The organism is Shewanella maritima, from assembly GCF_043643735.1.
Lineage (GTDB): Bacteria > Pseudomonadota > Gammaproteobacteria > Enterobacterales > Shewanellaceae > Shewanella > Shewanella maritima_A.
Genome location: NZ_JBHZSM010000008.1, coordinates 23,920 through 44,463, shown reverse-complemented (window position 1 = coordinate 44,463; position 20,544 = coordinate 23,920). Strand labels below are relative to the sequence as shown.

Below are 20,544 nucleotides of genomic sequence, written 5' to 3'. Positions count from 1 at the left end.
TAAAAAAGGCAAATACTGCTTTACACTGCATTTGCCTTAATTTAGACCACTAAGTGCTTCTATTTACATGTTTACCCAGCGACTACATCCCCGCTGCAATCATATCTTGCTCATCTAATCCTAGTTGCTCTGCATAACTGCGACCAGGTTCAATTCTAAATTCAAAGGTTAATATTTTTAAGCAGGCATCAAAGAAGGCTTCACCTAACCACTGTTTATCAAACATATGCAGCTCTTCAACGATATTATTGACACCAATTGCATCTTGTTTACTCCTTGGGGTGAGTGAATCAATAAAGCTAGCAACTAAACCATACAAATCTTTTTCAGCATCACCTTCTACTGACCAAAGCGTTGGATCGGCATATTGAGCCGCATAATGGATTTGAGCAATATCGGAACCAATACCAAAGTTAACTAATGTGGCCGTATTATGATTACAAATAATATTTTTAGGGCAAATAGCCCCATGGAAGATATCCAAGCTATGTAAATATTGCAGTGCGCTTAAGAGTTGAACAAACCAAGTATGTGGTTGACCTAATTGAACCTCACTGACCTCATCTAAACTCACACCTTGTGCCCATGCTCTAGCAATAAACAAATCATTTGATTGCGGTAACTGACCAAAGCTCAGAACTTTTTCAACATGGGGATGATAAACCTTAGATAAGCTGCGGTACATGCTGCTTAATGACAACCACTTTGATTCCACATGCTGATATATACTCACACAACACGGGTAATTACCTTGAAGGTGTCGCGCTTGCCAAAGCTGGCTGTTATCCGTCGATGAAATAAAGTTATCCAATTTGAAATGATGATCTATCACAGCACCACGGCCAATATCGATTTTCTGTGGCAAAGTGTCACACACGCCCAAATCAATGAGCGCTGATAAATCACAGCGGATGGCATCTAGATCCGTTGTCGCACCTTTTGCGGCCTCACGATACCATTGATAAATTCGAGGCTGCAAAGTTTGCTCAGCGAGGTTTTGAAAAGCCTTAGCATATTCAGCAATATCTTGTGAAATCGATAGATTATCTTTGATATCAATAAACTCTACATCAGCTTGATCAGAAATGAACACACAATTAGCCGCCCAGCCACCAATGGTAAACCCACGGCGATGGATCTGCTGTAAGCCAGTAATACTGCGTCGTAATATTTCCAGTAATTGATAAGTAGTTTGTTGGCCAATTTCAAATATATCCAGAGGCACCCCGCGCGGCATACGAATTGGCAGCACAAGTTGCTCACCATCTTGAATAAGCGGCGCACAAAATGGCACACCCGTACAACCAGACAATGATTGGATACGTTTGAACTCATCACGTAGCTGGATCTCGTGTTGTTCAGCTTCATGGGAAGATTCAAACTGACCAGCCACTAATATTTTTAACAGCCAAGGGGCTGTCCAACCACCAGGGTTATACTCTGACTGCCACACCTCTAGCCCTTTTTGTAAAAATAGGCATTTCAGTTTTATAAAGTCTTGGATCTTTTGATTGCGCTGTTCAACTAATGCCACCTGACCAATGGTATCCAACACCATTTCTTTTTGCGCATTGGTCACTTGATGCTTTTTAGGTGCGGTTAACCCCCACTCTTTTGTCAGTGCAGCAATAATTTGAGCTGGAGTATAAATACTCAATTTGCCATGGTCTTTCTCGAGTAAAATCTCTTCCCCCTTGCGCCCTGTCACGAACACCATGCCTTGACACCATGGTGCATAAACCCCAACGGGAATTTTATGCTTTAAACGGCCAGCTAAGACTCTAGCAACATAATTGGCCTTGGATAAGCTATTGTCTACGTCTCTGCCATCTAATGACCAAGCATGTAGCCCTGCATTTAATCGACCAATGTAGCCTTTGACATCAACCACATAAACCCCCCACTCACCCACGACTAGTGCATCGACTTCCATGGCCTGTCCCGTTTTGGTGGGTATTTCGACATTGGTCAGTAAAAGATAGTCTTCGGGTAGTTCATCGCTGAGTAATGAAAATGCCCAACGTTCTGCGTCATTTACTGGTGTACCAAAACTAATGTGCCTAGCCATACTAATCCTTGAGACTGCTATTGAAGAGTGGGTGCATTGCATTTTCATGCTAATTACTCAGACACAAAAAAACCACCATATTGGTGGCTTTTCATTGCATTTGCACAACAAGTGAACAATATCTGTTCAACCAATTGTCGTAAGCGTCAGATTAGTGATGGCAGTTGTCGTCACACTGATGTTCTTCATCAGCAAAATCGCCATCGCCTTCTTGATGCTGCATAACGCCCCAGCCATCAGAGCCGCCATCAAATTCATTGGCAAATGCATTCAGTTCAGTTTCTTTTGCCACTAATGCATCGTAATCTGGCACCATGTTAAGACACACTATGACTTCCCAAGTTTCTGTATCTTCATCAAAGTGCAGTTCCACTTCGCCTTCAGCCTCTTGCTGAACCAATGCTTCAAGTGCAGATTCGGCATCTCGCTGATCTTCAAATACTAGAAAGAAATCAACATTTAGTGCTTTGGTTAAGTCAATGCCTGCATCTGCCATTGCTGCAAGCATTTTGCCATTATCATCATCTGGGAATTGCATATTAAATCCTTACTCAGCTGGAACGATTTTTATCGATACACCATTAAACTCAATCACGTCACCAACGACGCACTTTTTGCGCTTGCGGGTATCCACTTCACCATTGACTGTAACTAAACCTTCAGAGATGACGTGTTTAGCATCACCGCCACCGTTAACAAGGCCCTGTACTTTTAACACTTTATATAACTCAACGTATTCATCACCGCTGAGTAATGCGAAATCATGCATGGATGGCTCTCAAAAATTACAAATATAAATATGGGGCACAGTATAACTGATGACTGATCAGCAAGCATCAAGCATTTTAATTGGATCATCATATCGATATTGATAACCCAACTCACGGCAGATTAATTGGCCATCGATAGCTTTTGAATCTTGCTCATCGCCATTAAACTGCGGCAATGGCATGTTGAGGTGTTGACATGCTTTGGAGTAAAAATCATCTCGTCTCGGGTGTAGGCTCGCGCAAAGGTTATAAGTATCACTACAGCTCTCAGACTCTACGATGCACTTGATAGCAGCAATACAGTCATCAAGGTGAACTAGATTCACCGCCACATTGCCGCCGCTAACATCTTCACGTCCCGCAAAAAAGCGTCCGGGATGGCGCTTAGGACCAACTAGACCTGCAAAACGGACGATACAGCTACTTTCAAATCCACTGAACATAGCTTCAGCTTGCAATAAAATGTCACTACTGTCGTTATAAACGGCAGCATCTTGTTCAGTCATTATTTGGTTGAGAGAGGGGTAAACGCCTGTGGTACTGACAAACACTACTTTTTGATATTGTCTGTGTCCAATCAGTGCTTTCAATGCATTAAGGTTATATAAGTACTGGTTTTCGCCACGTCGCAGGCCTGGCGGAATATTAATGACAAGTATATCCGTGTCTAAGTGTGTCTCTAATGAAGCGTCAGTATAAACATCCGCTAAATCTAACTGAAAGCCATGAATCCCCCATTGCTGTAGATTATCGGCTTCAACACTATCACGCTTATTCGCATGAACTTGATAGCCAGCGGCGACCATTGCTTTAGCAAAGGGAAAGCCAAACCAACCACAGCCGATTAAGGTGATGCTTTTTTGTTTATTCACTGTATTTATCACTTATATCAAGTAGGAAATGGGAGAATTACTGAGGTTAGTGGTCAAAGCCACTGAAATAAAAGCTAATTGAACTATCGGTTTTAAGGGTTTTAGGCACTTTTTCAGCCAAAGTTTCAAGCTTTACTGTTCCTGTGACACAGACATCAGGCTCTTCCATTAAGAATCGCAATGCAGGCTCCTCACCTTTATCAGTACAAGACCAAACATGGGGATCTTTCACTTCTTTAGTGGTCATCAGTACTTTAGCAATGCTGCCATCAGATAGACTAACAATCGTGCCCGGTGGGTAAATACCTAACACTTTCACTAATAAAGAAATTAAACTCTCATCATGTTGATGCTTATGACTTTTAAACATTACCCCTAAAGCGATTTGAGGCGAGCGATAACGGGCTAATAAACTCTCATAATCATTAACCAGACTGACTATTTGAGTACCAACAGGGATATCCTTGCCTTTAAGTTGATCAGGGAAACCACTGCCATCAATGTGCTCATGATGGTGCTTAATAATGTGCAGCATAGGTGCTGGGAACAAACCACTTTTACTCATCATGTCATGGCCAAAATTAGGATGCATTTTTAAAAAATTGGCTTCTTGGGGGGTAAGCTCACCACGTTTACGGCGAATATTCTCTGGGACGCGCAATTTACCTATGTCATGGAATATGCTGCCTATGGCAATATCACGCAGTTCACTTTTACTCAATTGAGCTAAGTGTGCAATCATCATTGATAATACGGCAACGGAGATCCCATGTTGAGTAATACTGGCATCTTCATCCATACTGGCCACCAGCGTAAGCGCCGGTGATTCGGTTTCATGCAAATGTTCCATTAAGTTTTCAACAAGAGTGGCCGCTTCTCGATAGGCCCCTTCTGGATTACCAATAACCTGTCCAAAGATGCTGCGACTTTCATTCACACACTTAATAAACCGCTGCTGAGACAAGCGCATTGCTTTACGCGCCTGCCCTTTAAAGTCTGGTGAAACAACGGTTTCGACCTGCTCTTCTGGTTCGGGCTCAGGCGGCAGTTCCACTAGTAAATCGTGACCGGCAATCAAATGAACATAAGGGACATCAAGCCCTTTAATCAGCTCAATTTGAGCCCTTTGTTCAACTTTAACTTTATTCAAAAAAAACGGGTGGTTAGTCCAAGATAGCGGTAGCTTGACTGTCATGCCTACGACAATCTGTGAAACCTGAATTTGTACCGCTTCTTGTTTTGCCAAGAGTCTGTCCTTAGTTATATAAAGACGAAGAATACGACAAGTAAGCACTTGCCGTTATCACTATGCCTTTGTAGCTTGTGCAGCTAAACCAAATACGAAGAATGCAAATATTGAATAGTTATATTACTAACAAATATAGAGATTTTTAAGGAATTTGCTAGTCTGATTTTTCGATTTGCCAGTCATTAAAGTAATAACGTAGGCGTTTGGATTGGAGCAAATACATCACCGACCAAAAAACGAACAACAAATCGAGGGCGTAACTTGCCTTAAATACAAAGTGATCGTGGATAACACGTTGTGACAGCACTATCGCATCAACTAACAATAATAATGCAATTATCCAGCGACCTTGTTTAAATATAGGCTGCAACCACGTTGATTTACGTTTTCGCTCGGCAATGATCAGTCCAAATAATAGTACTGCACCAATACCTGTCGCTAAAGCCCATAAGAAGTCACTCTTCTCTGGGTAAAATAATCTAACAAGACCAGCCCTATCATCAAACTGAGTCAATGAAGCTGCAAAAATACACCAAGCTCGCGATAAAAACACTATCATCAAATACAAAAATATTGGCGGTTTGATGTGGCCTTTATCGTCCAACCAAGTGATATTGCTAAACCTAAGCGTCATACAAATATTCCTTTATGTGACGCTTTGCTAGTTGCACAGTAGTTTGTAATCGATTCAAACTATATGGCTTAACCATTGAGAATGGCCAACAATGCTTGCTCGTCAATAACCTTCACACCTAAGTCTTGAGCTTTAGTCAATTTAGACCCCGCAGCTTCACCAGCCACTAAGCAATCGGTATTCTTAGAAACACTGCCAGCGACTTTAGCTCCTAAAGCCTGTAATTTGGCTTTAGCATCATTTCGGTTTAACTGGGTTAGCGTACCAGTAATTACCCAAGTTTGCCCTTTCAAGCTCAAAGCGTCTTCACTCACTTCTTCAATGGCAGGCCAATTAACTCCTGCCTCGATTAATGCCTGCAATACTTCGACATTGTGAGCTTGATTGAAGAAATGATGAATATGTTTAGCCACAATCACGCCCACATCTTCGACCTCAATTAATTCATCTAGACTCGCTTGGCGTATCGCGTCAATCTGCTTAAAATGACTGGCTAAGTTTGCGGCAGTGGCTTCACCGACTTCACGAATGCCTAGGCTATATAAAAAGCGGGCGAGTGTAGTTTGTTTCGCTGTGTCAATCGCAGCAATCAACTTTGTGGCTGATTTCATTCCCATGCGCTCTAACATGGTTAGCATCGATGCGGTCAGTTTAAATAAATCGGCAGGACTTTTGATAAGCTCTTTATCAATCATCTGTTCAACAATTTTATCGCCCATGCCATCAATGTTAAGCGCTTTGCGTGAAGCAAAATGTTTAATGGCTTCTTTGCGCTGCGCCTCGCAGAACAATCCACCAGAGCAGCGTGCAACGGCCTCGCCTTCAACCCGTTCAACATCACTGTCACAAACAGGGCATTGACTTGGGAAAACGATATCCGTTGCATTTTCAGGGCGTTTATCTAGCACAACCTGTACAATTTGTGGGATGACATCTCCCGCTCGGCGAATGATGACACTATCACCCACTTTGACACCTAAACGCGCGATTTCATCATGATTGTGAAGTGTTGCATTGGACACAGTCACACCACCAACAAACACAGGTTTTAGCCTCGCTACAGGGGTAACAGCGCCGGTGCGACCAACCTGAAAATCAACAGCGTCTAAAACGGTTAACTCTTCTTCAGCTGGGAACTTGTATGCGATAGCCCAACGCGGCGCTTTAGCTACAAAGCCCAAACTAGTTTGCTTATTAATATCATTGACTTTAATGACCACACCGTCGATTTCATATTCAAGCTCACTGCGACGATTGAGAATATCTTGGTAATAGGCATAGACAGCTTCAAGACTTTCACACACTTTCACCTCAGCAGAGACCGGGTGTCCCCATTGCTTGAGTTGCATAAGCTGGCCATGATGAGTGTCATTCATTGGTTGCTGATTGCCCTCTACCACACCAAGTGCGTACGCATAAAAACCCAAAGCACGTTCAGCAGTGATTTTGCTGTCAAGCTGTCGCAAACTTCCCGCTGCGGCATTTCTCGGATTCACGAAGGTCTTTTCATTCTTAGCTTGTTGACGCTGATTTAACGCTGCAAATGCCGATTTTGGCATAAACACTTCACCACGCACCTCAACTAATTCAGGGTAATCTTCACCGCGCAGCTTAAGTGGAATTGACTTAATGGTACGCACATTTTCTGTAATATCTTCACCGACAGTGCCATCACCACGGGTTGCAGCACGCTCAAGTATGCCGTTTCGGTAAGTGATACTAACTGCTAAACCATCAAGTTTTGGCTCACAAACATAAGCAACGCTATCGACTTTATCGGTGATGCGTTTATTAAATGCTTCAAAATCAGCTTGTTCAAATGCGTTATCTAGACTGAGCATGGGTTTAAGGTGAGTAATTTGATCAAACTTAGCCAGTGCGGCACCGCCAACTCGTTGACTAGGTGAATCCGGCATACTCAGCTCTGGGTGAGCCTGTTCAAGCTGTTGCAATTGCTGCATTAAGCGATCGTATTCCGCATCAGGAATCGATGGCGCATCATCCACATAATAGCGAATATTATGTTGGTTAATCGTCTCAGTCAGTTGCGCCATTTCAGCTTTAATGTCATGCATGTTAGTAACCGTTTCAGTCATAAATAATCTATATAAAGAGGGCCGCTAATGCGGCCCGAAGTCTTTGCCTAATAGTAAGTTTACATCGCAGCTTTTATACGTTGTACATAGGCATGTTTGGTTTCATCAGCCCAAGGTTGGCGCTGACCATCTAATAGTTCCGCCCCCAAATCCTCAGCAATTTGTAATGCAGAATTAAGCATAATAGTGAAATTCATGGTTGGGTCACCGTAGCAAGGTAGTGTCATGAATAACACCAAACCTTCGGTAACAAATTGCTCCATATTATCTGGGTCAAATACCCCTGGCTTCATCATATTCGCCAATGAGAATAACACTTCACCGGTACCGGCATTATCAATATGCCGATGGAAAATCTCCATATCACCAAATTTAAAGTTCAGACCAAGTAAACAAGGTAAAATTTCAGCACCTTGTAGCTGGTAGCCTGATTTCGCGACCACATGCAACACCAATACATCTTTTGGTTCTTGAAGGGCTTGATTTGCATCAGGGGTCGTTTCAGAAGTTTGAGGGGCGACATCATCTTGTTCAGACGAGAAATTAGCCCTTGCATCCGCTTGTGGATCGATATCTGAGTCAACTACGTTATTAAATCTTGAATCAGTATGCTCATCATCCGCAATATTGATATCGATGTTGGCAAAATCATCATCTGATTCGGCAAAAAGCGTTTGCTGCTCAGGCTGATGTGATTCTGGTTTTTGGCGAATCTCCGACGTATCTGCTTGTATATTTGCATCAACGGATGTCTGCGCCACAGAGTCAGTACCGATTTCAGCTTCTAAAGGTAACACCATATCGGGCGTTTTTATGCCTTCTGGCAGGTCGTCAGGTAGCTCGTCAGTTAGCGTGGAATGAGCTGTTTCGATTGATTCAGAGTCAGCTTTTTGGCTTAGCTCAGAAGCTCTTTTCACTCTAACTTCACCAATGCCATCGGCATCAAAGCCTTGAGCATCGCGCTTATTCGATTGTTCTTTATAGAAGTCCACCATAGGACTTTCTTTCATTGATTTAGGCTGCTGTTTCCTAATGGACCAAAAACCATGGAGCAACACAGCAGCAATGGCTATTGCGCCCAGTACTAACAAAACGATTTGAAAATCTTCCATTCTAAACCCTGTTTTCCAATCCTAAACTACATCGGCCATCGCAACTGCCGCATCAATATCTACTGCGACAACGCGTGAAACCCCTGGCTCATGCATAGTTACGCCAATCAATTGTTCTGCCATTTCCATGGTGATTTTATTGTGGCTAATATAGATAAACTGCACACTTTGAGACATTTCTTCTAATAGGCGGCAAAAACGGCCGACATTGGCATCATCTAAAGGTGCATCAACTTCATCTAGCATACAAAAAGGTGCTGGATTCAGTCTAAATATTGCAAACACTAATGATAAAGCGGTTAGTGCTTTTTCTCCACCACTAAGTAAGTGAATGGTACTGTTCTTTTTACCCGGTGGCTGCGCCATAATGGTGACACCGGTATCGAGCAAATCATCATCAGTGAGGGCCAAATAGGCTCTGCCACCACCGAATACTTTAGGAAATAAAGCCTGTAAATCTTCATTCACTGCATCAAAGGTCGTTTTAAATCGCACTCGTGTTTCACGGTCAATTTTCTTTATAGCCGACTCTAAAGCAACTAATGCTTGATTTAAATCAGCGTCTTGCTCGTCCAAATAAGCTTTGCGTTGATATTGCGTTTCATATTCTTCAATCGCGGCTAAGTTAATTGCGCCGAGATCATCAATCGCTTGTTTTAATTGGGCGAGTGATTTAGACCAAGTCGTAATTTTAGCATTGTCAGGCAAGCTTTCTGCCACCTGCGTGATTTTGACTTGTTGCTCTGCTAAAAGTTGCACTTGAGCATCAATTTGCCCTTTTATTCCCTCACGTCGTAACTTTAACGCGCTTAACGACTGAGTCAAGCCCTGATGCTGTTCAAGCTGTTGTTTTTGCATTATTAGTGAACTATCTAACTGCTGTTGCAATTCACTTTGTTGCTGTCGATTGTCAGCCAATTGTTGTTGTAACAGTTGTTGCTGCTGCAAACTAGATTGCAACGCTTGCTGTAATTGCTCAGATTGCACTCTATCTTGGGTATCTTGCCGACTATGTAAGGCTTGAGATGTTTGCTGTTTCTCAGTAACTAACTGTTGCTTTTTTTGTCGCTGCTGCTGGCTATTTTGCTCAGCAAGCAGTTTATTGGTCGTTAACGTCTGCTTTTGGTCAACAATTGTCTGCTTTTTTTGCAAGTATGATTGCTTGGCCTGTTTGAGCGCTCTGTGTTGCAACAGGTTGTCTTGTTTAGCTTGTAAACTTTGTTCATGCCCCATACTAAATTGTTGTTGCTGCAACTCTTGCTGCTCAATTTGTAATGTAAGCTGCTCAATTAATGCCGTGCTCTTATTAATAACCTCTTCAGCCATTACTTGCTGTTGACTGTAATCATCAATGCGATGTTGCTGATCTTGTTGCTGTTGAGTTAATTTGGCAATTTGCGTGGCATGCAGGCTTATTTGTTGTTGCAGTTCACGCGCCAACTGCTGTTGTTCGGATAAGTTGACTTGTAGTTTGGCCAGTGCTTGCGTGCTGCGAGACACACAAGCTTGCCGCTCAAAATTTTGTGCCGAAAGTTGCTCAAGCAATTGTTTAAGTTTTTGTTGCTCATGACTCAAGGCTAATAACGACTCCGCACCTTTAGAAGGCAAAACAGACAGCCCATGGGCGATAAGCTCTCCGGCTTTGGTGACGCAAATGGCTTGTTTATCTAAATGAGTCAATAAGTTCTCTGCCGCAAGTTTATCTTCGACCCAATGCACATTGCTAAGCCAAGGTGCTAAATTCACTGGCGCAGTGAGTGTGTCACATTGATAAGCAGCTTCAGGGGTCAATCTAAAACCTTGAGCATGGTTCTCATCATCGACAACTGCAACATCTAACAAATGCATTAACAGACTATCTGCAGCCTGTTGCCAACCAGGCTTAACATCAATCACTTGCCACAGCGCTTGTTCACTATCATTACTCTGGTGTTTCGATAACAGCTCAGTTATTAAGTCAAATCTTGCCTGCTTTGAAGCCTGTTGTTGCTGGCTAGCTTGATATTGTTGTTGCTGCTCAGTCAAGGTTGCTTGCTGCAATTGAGTTTGCTGTTGCAACTGTGCGATTTGATGTTGATTTTGCATTGATTGGGCGGCTAATTCATCATGTGCAAGTTGCGCCTGAGCGAGCGGTTGAGCATAGTCTTTAGCAATTAGCGCCTGTTTCGCCTCTATTAATTGTCGACTTTTCTGGTGCGCTTCATCATGGGTACGCTGCTGATACGCCAGTGATGATTGACTCACCGCTAATGCTGTTTGCCCATCAGCCATTTTCTGTTGACTTTGGGTGACCTCTTGTAATAGCGACTCAGATTGCTCATCCAGTAAATGTACCTGCTGATCAGCTATTTCAATTTCATCATTGATTTGATTTAACTGAGGTTCAATCTGTGCAAGTTGGCTTATCATCTCATCGAGCTGCACAGTTAATTGCTGCTGACTTTCTTCAACCACCTGTATTTTTTGAGTAATACTGGTTAGTTTGTGTGCCAGTGCAGAGTCTTGTTGCTGTTGATGAGCAAGCTGTTGTTCAATACGGGAGCATTCGCTGCCGCATGCATAATACTGCTCAACCAAGGTGTGCTCGGATTGAGTCAGTTCAGTGAGTTGCAGCTTAACTTGAGTAACAACATTATCGCCTTGTCTATGCTGATCGCTGACGCTTTCTAATAGCTGTTGCTGGGCATTAACCTGTGTGCTTAGCTTGTCAGCTTGGGATTGTAGATCTTGCAAACGCAAAACATGTAACTGACTTTGGCAGGTTCTTTGTTGATCTTTCAACTGACGATACTGGCGGGCATCTTGTGCCTGTTGTTGTAGCTTGTCAATCTGCCCAGCCAATTCGACGCGAATATCATTGAGGCGTTCTAAGTTTTCACGGGTGTGCCTGATGCGGTTTTCAGTTTCCCTGCGACGCTCTTTGTAGCGAGAGATCCCCGCAGCCTCCTCAATAAATACTCTTAACTCTTGGGGCTTAGATTCGATTAAGCGTGAAATAGTCCCTTGTTCAATGATGGCATAACTACGAGGACCAAGGCCGGTGCCCATAAATAAGTCAGTGATATCTTTGCGGCGGCATTTTTTACCGTTAAGAAAGTAGCTGGACTCGGCATCACGGTTGACTTGCCGTTTAACGGCAATCGTTTGATAGCCAGCATACTGGCCAGTTAAGCGCCCCTCTGTGTTATCAAAGGTTAACTCAACACTGGCAACTGAAATGGGTCTACGAGCACTAGAGCCATTAAATATGACGTCTGTCATCGCATCACCGCGAAGGTGCTTTGCTGAACTTTCACCCAATACCCATCTCACGGCATCGATCACATTGGATTTGCCGCAACCATTAGGGCCAACAACCGCTGAAAGCGCATGTTCGAAAGGGATTTTAGTTAGGTCAACAAAAGACTTAAACCCAGCAAGTTTTATTTGTTTTAATCGCATGCTGCCAGTGTAAATAAGAAAAAGAAGTCGCTGCAAGATATACAGCAGTCTACTGTAGCAAGTGCGCCGCATTTTGTAACGATTTTTATGAATTTGACACAGTTTTATACTTGTTTTCTGAGACTTGTATGGTCACACTGCAAACAAGTATGTAAAAGGAAGTCACAATATGACCGCAAAAATTCCCACAATAAAGAAAAGTGGCGTGAACTATTTTATGCAAGGTTTTACCTTGATAAAACAGCCTGGGTTGAGAACATTTGTCATCATCCCTTTATCAATTAATTTTGTGTTGTTTGCCACTGCCATGTATGTGGCATTTGGTCAATTAGAACGATTATTTACTTGGATGAGCGCCCAGCTTCCTGAGTACCTTTCTTGGTTGGAATTTTTTCTGTGGCCATTGGCAGTGGCGACTCTGTTAGTTTTTATGTCATTTATCTTCAGCTCAGTCATGAATTGGATTGCTGCGCCCTTTAATGGTTTATTAGCTGAAAAAGTTGAAATGCACCTTACAGGGAAACCACTCAACTCCGGAGGCACTGTAGATTTAATTAAAGATTTACCTCGAATAATGGGACGAGAGTGGACCAAATTAAAATACTATTTGCCGCGAGCGATTGGTTTCTTAATTCTGTTTTGGTTGCCATTTGTCGGCCAGACTGTGGCGCCAATTTTATGGTTTCTTTTCACCGCTTGGATGATGGCGATTCAGTATTGTGATTTTCCGTTCGATAACCACAAAGTCCCGTTTCAGGATATGAAAACCGCGTTATCTAATACCAAGGGTACCAGCTATAGTTTTGGCGCCACGGTAACCTTGTTTTCAATGATCCCACTCGTAAATTTAGTCGTGATGCCTGTGGCCATTTGCGGTGCCACGGCCATGTGGGTTGAGCGCTACCGCGAAGTGTATAAGCACCCAACTATCGCGAATGACTAATCTAGTTTTTAATGCCATTTAGTTTTCAGGCAAATGCCATTCACTGGCAAATTGTACTCATAAACGAATAGCGCAGGGTTTATTGCGCTATTTGCTTTTAGCGTGGCCACTGATAACATTTCAGCTTTATCTATTACCTGACAAACACTGTAACAATTTCGGCACAAAATAATCACAGCAAAGCAACGACTTGAACTGTTATTTTTGTCACAATATTTGCCTACAAGACAAAAATAATTAAAAGAGCCCTCTGTGATTATCAAGAAACTGTCGCTAATTGTCGCTTCACTTGCGTTTAGTTTTTCTGCCGTCGCCGGCGATGCGAAAAACTTCAACACTCAGATCCCCACCCTTAGCGCACCTGCTACTATAGATGGCAATTTTGATGAGCCGCAATGGCAACAAGCGGCAGTCATTGAACTAAAATATGAAACCTCGCCTGGAGAAAACATTGCTGCCCCAGTCAAAACTGAGGCACGTATTTTCGCCACTCAATCAAGTATTTTCGTTCGCTTTACTGCTTATGACCCTAATCCGCAACAGATCAGAGCGAATTTACGCGACCGAGATAAATCATGGGGTGATGACCAAGTCGGCATTAAGTTAGATACATACAATAATGCTAAGTTGGCCTATCAGTTTTTTATCAATCCTCTAGGTGCACAAAGTGACTCTATTGAGAACGAATTAACGGGTCGTGAAAGTGATGCATGGGATGGCATTTGGTATAGCAAAGGTAAAGTCACCGAACAGGGTTATCAGGTTGAAATAGAGTTACCGCTTAGATTGTTTAATTTTGGCAAGCAAGATATTCAAACTTGGGGGGTTGAGTTTGTCCGCTTTTACCCTAGAAATGAAACTCACCGACTCTCTTCTGGCAAAATTGACCGCAATAACAGTTGTAAACTATGCCAATTAGGCACAGTTACTGGACTAGAAGGTGCCGAGCAAGGCAATGATGTCCAGCTCACACCCTCATTGGTGGCTAACCGCAACAGTCAGCGCGATCTTTCGCCTAAAGGCGAATGGCAAGATGAAGATGAGATAGAAGTTGGCTTAGATTTTCGCTGGGGCATCACACCTACTACCTTACTGAACGCCACAATTAACCCAGACTTTTCTCAAGTTGAGGCCGATGCTGGCCAGTTAAATGTGAATAACAATTTCGCACTGTTCTTTTCTGAAAAGCGGGCCTTCTTTTTAGACAATAAAGATTACTTTGATACCCAATTGGACTTGTTGCATACGCGCAATATCACTGCTCCAGACTATGGCGTGAAACTCACTAGCCAAACAGATGCCCATACAATGGCATTATTGGCAACGAACGATGTCACAACACAGTTTCTGGTGCCGGGGAATCTCAGTTCTAGTGTGGCGCAACTGGATCAAGAAAGTTATAACGTTGCCAGTCGATACCGTTACGACCCAACTCGCGAAATTTCAATTGGTGGCTTAGTCACTCTAAAAAAAGCAGATGATTACCACAACTATGTCGCCACAGCCGATTTAAAGTATCAGCCAACAGAACAAGATACCTTCACAGCTCAGTACGCTCACTCACAAACTCAGTACCCGGAAGATTTATTCCAAGACTTCTGTGGTGGGGGTGACTGCTCAACACCACCAAGTGATTGTGATTTTGGTAACTGTGACTACAACGAACGAGTACTGAGAACCCTCAAGGACAGTGAGTTTAGCGACTCTCTTTACAAGCTAACATACCGACATGATCGTCGTAACTGGTGGGCAAAAGCACAATATCACTCAACCGGAGAAGACTTCCGTGGCGACTTAGGCTTTATTGACAGGGTCGATGTTGCAAAATTTGTGGCTGGCGGTGGTTATCGTTGGTACCCAACCGACAGCTTCTTCAATACGATTGTGACCGGCGGTGATTGGGATATCACCCATAACCAAGCTGGTGAGCAAATAGAAAAAGAAGCTGAGATGTTTGTTGAGTTTGAAGGTGGCTACCAAAGCTTTATAGCGGGTGGATTAACTCATCGAGATCGTGTTGGGCGCCGCATTGATGCTTCTAATTTGGCCATCGAGGGTAACACCACAATGTTTACTGAAACCATTGGCTGGTTTTACACTAACTTCACCCCTATTGATAAACTGAAATTAGAGCTCGATATAAACTACGGTGATGAAATTGATTTTGCCAATAACCAACTGGGGACTAAAACCATGTTCAACCCAGAGGTGGAGTGGAAAATTACCGAGTCAATTGTGTTAGATATTTCTCACCGTTATCAAACCTTAGATGTCGACGACGGTCGCCTGTTTACTGCTAACCTAAGTGATATTAGGTTGAACTGGCAATTAAGCCTACAAAGTTTTATTCGTCTGACCAGTGTGTATACCCACATTGAGCGCGACCCAAGTTTATATCTTTACCAACAACGTGATGCTAAGTATCAAAACTTGGGCAATGAAATTCTTTATGGCTATAAACTCAACCCACAGAGTGTATTCTATTTAGGGTATTCAGATGCATATCTTGCAAATGATGACATCGACTCTCTTAATCAAGATGAGAAGACCTACTTTATGAAACTGAGTTATGCTTGGTTGTTGTAACAAAATTCAAGCTTATTAACAGTAGTTCTCATCGTAAGACGTAAAAAAGCCAGTGATATCAACACTGGCTTTGTCATTTATATGTTATTGAGCAACTATGATTTCAACATTTTATCTAGACTATTTAGTCTTTGACTAGAACTAGGACTCTTCAGTCAAAACACAGTTCCTTCCAGCTTGTTTTGCTCGGTACAGCAATTCATCGGCACGTTTTAACGCGCCATCAATGGTTTCATCAGCAATCGTTGCTACACCACAGCTAAAACTCACTTGAAGCTCGCCTGCTGCCGTTACAATAGGCATATCAAAACTTTGTTGACGGAATTTATCAATTAATGTGCCGGCTTTTTCAGCGCCTAAGCCTTTAAATGCCACTACAAATTCTTCACCACCAAACCGTGCTACGGTAAAGTGTGAACCAAAAGCTTGATCTAAGCGATTAGCAAACTCAACCAACACTTGGTCACCAACATCGTGACCATAGGTATCGTTCACTTTCTTGAAAAAGTCGATGTCTAATAACGCAACAGTAAACATCCCCTGATCATTATGTTCATCTTTATGTTGGCTAAAAAAGTAGCGCCTTGTGAATGCTTTAGTCAAATGATCGCGGTTGGCTTTTTCCCATAGACTCCTGATCATATCGAGTGCATCTAAAGTATTCAGCACTCGGCAGTGAAATTCTTCGTGCACAAACGGCTTTTGTAAAAAGTCATTGGCACCATTTTTAATAAACCTTGCCGAAAGTGACTCATCATTATCATTAGATAAGCCAATAATGGCTAAATCTTCACGGCTGAACTTTTCCCGTACATTAAGAATAAGCTCAAAACCATCAACCCGCGGCATATTATAATCAGTGATCAATAATTGAATGCCTGGTTCTCGGTCTAACACCTCAATGGCCTCTGCACCATCATTGGCTTCAAGCACCTGAAATAAATGTAACTCTAATAATGCTTTTACGAATTTGCGACTGACCACAGAGTCATCAGCAACTAATACCTTAACATCTTGGTTGCGCCTCAACCGGGAAATGAGCTTTACAACATATTGATAACTAAAGCGGTTTTCTTTGAGAATATAATCAACAATGCCTTGCTTAAGCAGATTTTTACGCTGATGAGCATCAAGATTACCGCTTAATACGACACAAGGTGTGGTAAATTCCGTGAGGACAGTTCGTACGATCTCGCCATTGGGTGCATCGGGCAAGTTTAAGTCTGCCACCACCAAGAAATACTGATGCTGCTTTAATAAACTCACAGCGCTTGCGAAGTCAGGCGCAACATCCACCTCACATTCCAACTCTTGGATGATAAGGTGTTTTAGAATCTTCGATACCGCTTCAGTATCTTCAACGATCAGTATTCGCAATCTGGTATCCTTCATATTGCTGCTAAACTGGTAATACTATGGCAAGGCTATTAAAGCTTGATATCAATGAAGTAATTCATCAACTAGCAGCTTAAATTTCCACATAGTATAGGTCAGGTTAAGCTAGCACTTTTCTAACACAATACTTCCGATCGAGTACCCTGCTCCGAATGAGCATAACAAACCTAAATCTCCCGTCACAAAATCGGCTTTATTTTCATGAAACGCAATAATTGAGCCAGCAGAAGCAGTATTTGCGAACTTATCAAGCACGATAGGCGCAGTTGTAGCCTCGACATTGTCACCTAAGAGCTTTTTGACTACAAACATATTCATATTAATATTAGCTTGATGCAACCATAAACGCTTAAATTCTTCAGGTTTTATTTGTTCAGCCTCGAATTGCTTGTCTAAATGTTGGTAAATTCTTGGCAGTAACTCTTTAAACACTTTACGGCCTTGCTGATGGAATAACTTATCAGGCGTGTCAGCCTTGTCAGGATCACATCGATTAACAAAACCAAAGTTACTGCGAATATTACTGGAAAACTCTGTCATGCAATTCATCGACAATACATTAAACGCATTTTCCGCATGAGCTAATTCTTGCTTTTCAACCACCACAGCAGTGGCTACATCACCAAAAATAAAATGGCTATCTCTGTCTTTAAAATTACTCTGTGGTGAGGTCAACTCAGGATTAATCACCAGCACTCTATTTGCCATGCCACCCCTGATGGAATTGACAGCATTGGCAATTGCAAATGTGGCTGATGAACAGGCAACTAGCATGTCGTAGGCAAAACCTTTGGTACCTAGCGCTTGTTGTATTTCGATGGCAATTGCTGGGTAAGCTCTTTGGGTATAAGCACAAGCAACTATCACTAAATCAATATCCTCAGCTTGCAGTTTTGCCTGTTCTAACGCTTGCTTCGCAGCTTCAATTCCCATTGAAGCTTGCATGGATAACTCACTGGAATCTTGATCTGCTATTAATGGCATCATGATATTAGGATCTAATATGCCTTCTTTTACCATGACATAACGACTGTTAATACCAGACGCCTTATTGATAAACTCGCTACTAGAATAAGGCAAAGCTGTTACTTTGCCTTCACCGATATCTGATTCATGTTGCTGATTAAACAGATCCACATAAGCATTATAACTATCAACTAGCTCATCGTTAGAGATTGCGTGAGGTGGCACAAATAGGCCTGAACCCGAGATGACAACTTTTTTCATTTTATTTTTACCGAGTAAATCTTGGGAAGAAGTGAAATCGAAGCGTATGTTACGCCAATCGAAATAATCATAAATTTTCACTTATTCTAGTACTTTATCTACCATTGCATAGCCCCAAAAGCACTAAATGATCATGGTCAGACCATCAGTTAGTTCTACAATGAGTCGCCTTCTTATACAGCTAGTTAGAATAATAGGTTTTACTTGTATAACTAAATGGAATAAAGAAGAACTTTTCTTCACTTCTAAAAGTGTCTAAGACGACTATTATTGTGGGTATATAAATAGAGGAGCATATGACTCATGAGCAAAATTTTTGAAGATAATTCATTCACTTTAGGTAATACCCCACTCGTTCGCTTAAACCGTGTCAGTAACGGTAATGTTCTAGCAAAAGTTGAAGCTCGCAACCCAAGCTTCAGTGTTAAGTGTCGTATTGGCGCTAACATGATTTGGGATGCAGAGAAAAAGGGCCTATTAACTAAAGAGGTTGAGCTTATTGAACCTACCTCTGGTAATACAGGTATTGCATTAGCATATGTCGCTGCAGCACGTGGCTATAAACTAACCCTAACGATGCCAAACACAATGAGCCTTGAGCGCCGTAAACTGCTTAAAGCATTAGGTGCAAATCTCGTACTTACTGAAGGTGCTAAAGGCATGAAAGGTGCCATTGATAAAGCTGAAGAAATTCGCCAATCTGCCCCAGACAAGTACCTTGTATTAGGTCAATTTAGCAACCCTGCTAACCCAGAAATTCACGAACAAACAACAGGTCCAGAAGTATGGAATGATACTGATGGCGAAGTGGATGTATTCGTTGCAGGCGTAGGTACCGGCGGTACCATCACGGGTGTTAGCCGCTTCTTAAAAGCACAGGGTAAGCAAATTACATCTGTTGCTGTTGAGCCAGTTGACTCACCTGTGATTGCCCAAGCTAAAGCGGGTGAACCACTACAACCTGGACCACATAAAATTCAGGGTATCGGCGCAGGCTTCATCCCTGATAACCTAGATCTTGAATTAGTTGACCGCGTTGAAGCGGTAAGCAATGAAGATGCAATTGATATGGCACGCCGTCTAATGCAGGAAGAAGGTATTCTTGTGGGTATTTCATCTGGTGCAGCAGTTGTCGCGGCTAATCGCATTGCTGCATTGCCTGAATTTGCAGACAAAACAATTGTAGTTGTGCTGCCATCAGCAGCTGAACGCTACCTTTCTTCAGCTTTGTTTGCTGGTGAATTTGGCGACAGTGAAAACATTCAGTAATCACTGTTTAGCTCACCCCTTTAAAACCAGCTTCGGCTGGTTTTTTTGTACCTATATAACGTCTTGGACCATTCAATGTCATTATATTGAGAGCATTTTATGCTGCATTAAAGCAAACATATTTAACTCGCATTTAAAGGTAGAGAATATATACACTCTACAAAGCTATTAAGTGCTCGACTTCATCTCCAGCTGGAATGTATTTCTGCCCCTCAACCTTCAGCTAATAGTTGATTTAACGGCTTGAATATTAACAAAAACATATAATCAGTAAGTGGGAATTTGATAATCAATGACATAGCAAAACCATACTCTTATTAATCAGTAGTCTTATTAACTAACACCACTCATTACTACTGAATTAAAAACTTTAAAATATCACACTAAATATTCCTGCGATTCATTGACACAACAACCCATCCACTCACCTCAACATATTCTTGAAACTCAAATTAAACCAAAAGCAAAGAATCGGTTAATCACCATAGATCAGTTTATTAGTGTTAGCCTTGTAAATCACAGCACTCTTTTTAATCAGATTCTTTGCTAATGAGGCTACTCACCATTCTTTTCCAGTAGATCTATCTTCAAAAACACCTATAAAATGACTAATAAAAAAGCTAAGTCATCATTAAATCGACTTATGGATTATTGCGAAAACTATCGTTTTTAATAACACCCTGATAAGAACGCCACCAATAAATATCATTTGCCCTACTAGGTATTAAACAAATCCCTTAATAGCCGCTGAACAATAAATAAGCATGCCGTTAAATTTTTAATTTTTTCACACCCAGATATCAAACAAATCGATAACAAAAATAGACTAGGCCGTACGCTTAACTAGAACAACATTAATAACAAAGTAACAACAAACCAGAG

Annotated in this window: 14 protein-coding genes; 3 read left to right on the top strand and 11 right to left on the bottom strand. The window is 42.0% G+C overall.

Features of this window, described 5'->3' with window-relative positions; translation table 11 throughout:
- Window positions 1-82 precede the first annotated feature (82 nt).
- From ACHUGF_RS10320 to ACHUGF_RS10280, 9 genes are all read right to left on the bottom strand, one after another.
- A complete protein-coding gene (locus ACHUGF_RS10320) occupies window positions 83-2,068 on the bottom strand; it encodes an NERD domain-containing protein kinase family protein (RefSeq protein ID WP_394130947.1) in 1,986 nt (661 codons plus the stop codon).
- Window positions 2,069-2,219: 151 nt separating this feature from the next.
- Complete coding sequence (locus tag ACHUGF_RS10315) at window positions 2,220-2,606, bottom strand: ribonuclease E inhibitor RraB (RefSeq protein ID WP_394130946.1); 387 nt, start codon at window positions 2,604-2,606, stop codon at window positions 2,220-2,222.
- 9 nt (window positions 2,607-2,615) lie between these two features.
- The gene (locus tag ACHUGF_RS10310; RefSeq protein WP_394130945.1) at window positions 2,616-2,837 is read right to left on the bottom strand and encodes an RNA-binding S4 domain-containing protein; all 222 of its coding nucleotides are present in this window, start codon (window positions 2,835-2,837) and stop codon (window positions 2,616-2,618) included.
- A gap of 57 nt (window positions 2,838-2,894) precedes the next feature.
- Window positions 2,895-3,710 (bottom strand): SDR family oxidoreductase, encoded by an 816-nt coding sequence (locus tag ACHUGF_RS10305; protein ID WP_394130943.1) that lies wholly within the window; start codon window positions 3,708-3,710, stop codon window positions 2,895-2,897.
- Between the two features lie 46 nt (window positions 3,711-3,756).
- Entirely contained in the window at window positions 3,757-4,956 is a 1,200-nt protein-coding gene (locus ACHUGF_RS10300; protein WP_394130942.1) for an HD-GYP domain-containing protein, read from the bottom strand.
- A 157-nt stretch (window positions 4,957-5,113) separates the two neighbouring features.
- Window positions 5,114-5,593 carry a DUF2919 domain-containing protein gene (locus ACHUGF_RS10295; RefSeq protein ID WP_394130941.1) on the bottom strand — a complete coding sequence of 160 codons (480 nt, stop codon included), beginning with the start codon at window positions 5,591-5,593 and terminating at the stop codon, window positions 5,114-5,116.
- A gap of 68 nt (window positions 5,594-5,661) precedes the next feature.
- On the bottom strand, window positions 5,662-7,668 hold the full coding sequence (gene ligA / locus ACHUGF_RS10290) for an NAD-dependent DNA ligase LigA (protein ID WP_394131118.1): 2,007 nt from the start codon (window positions 7,666-7,668) through the stop codon (window positions 5,662-5,664).
- Between the two features lie 80 nt (window positions 7,669-7,748).
- Window positions 7,749-8,801 carry a cell division protein ZipA gene (gene zipA / locus ACHUGF_RS10285; RefSeq protein WP_394130940.1) on the bottom strand — a complete coding sequence of 351 codons (1,053 nt, stop codon included), beginning with the start codon at window positions 8,799-8,801 and terminating at the stop codon, window positions 7,749-7,751.
- Between the two features lie 21 nt (window positions 8,802-8,822).
- Window positions 8,823-12,242 carry an AAA family ATPase gene (locus ACHUGF_RS10280; protein WP_394130939.1) on the bottom strand — a complete coding sequence of 1,140 codons (3,420 nt, stop codon included), beginning with the start codon at window positions 12,240-12,242 and terminating at the stop codon, window positions 8,823-8,825.
- A 169-nt stretch (window positions 12,243-12,411) separates the two neighbouring features.
- Between ACHUGF_RS10280 and cysZ the strand changes: the two genes are divergently transcribed.
- Together cysZ and ACHUGF_RS10270 are read left to right on the top strand one after the other, a co-directional pair.
- A complete protein-coding gene (cysZ, locus tag ACHUGF_RS10275; RefSeq protein ID WP_394130937.1) occupies window positions 12,412-13,185 on the top strand; it encodes a sulfate transporter CysZ in 774 nt (257 codons plus the stop codon).
- Between the two features lie 252 nt (window positions 13,186-13,437).
- Window positions 13,438-15,771, top strand: a complete 2,334-nt coding sequence (locus ACHUGF_RS10270; protein ID WP_394130936.1) for a carbohydrate binding family 9 domain-containing protein — start codon at window positions 13,438-13,440, stop codon at window positions 15,769-15,771.
- A 141-nt stretch (window positions 15,772-15,912) separates the two neighbouring features.
- Here the strand turns inward: ACHUGF_RS10270 and ACHUGF_RS10265 are convergent, their stop codons facing one another.
- Together ACHUGF_RS10265 and ACHUGF_RS10260 are read right to left on the bottom strand one after the other, a co-directional pair.
- The gene (locus tag ACHUGF_RS10265) at window positions 15,913-17,148 is read right to left on the bottom strand and encodes a response regulator (protein WP_394130935.1); all 1,236 of its coding nucleotides are present in this window, start codon (window positions 17,146-17,148) and stop codon (window positions 15,913-15,915) included.
- Between the two features lie 123 nt (window positions 17,149-17,271).
- Window positions 17,272-18,393: a beta-ketoacyl-ACP synthase III gene (locus tag ACHUGF_RS10260; RefSeq protein ID WP_394131116.1), complete on the bottom strand. Its 1,122-nt coding sequence runs from the start codon at window positions 18,391-18,393 to the stop codon at window positions 17,272-17,274.
- A gap of 303 nt (window positions 18,394-18,696) precedes the next feature.
- On the opposite strand from ACHUGF_RS10260, the gene cysK reads away from it, so the two are divergent.
- A complete protein-coding gene (cysK, locus tag ACHUGF_RS10255) occupies window positions 18,697-19,662 on the top strand; it encodes a cysteine synthase A (RefSeq protein ID WP_394130934.1) in 966 nt (321 codons plus the stop codon).
- The last annotated feature ends 882 nt before the right edge of the window (window positions 19,663-20,544 follow it).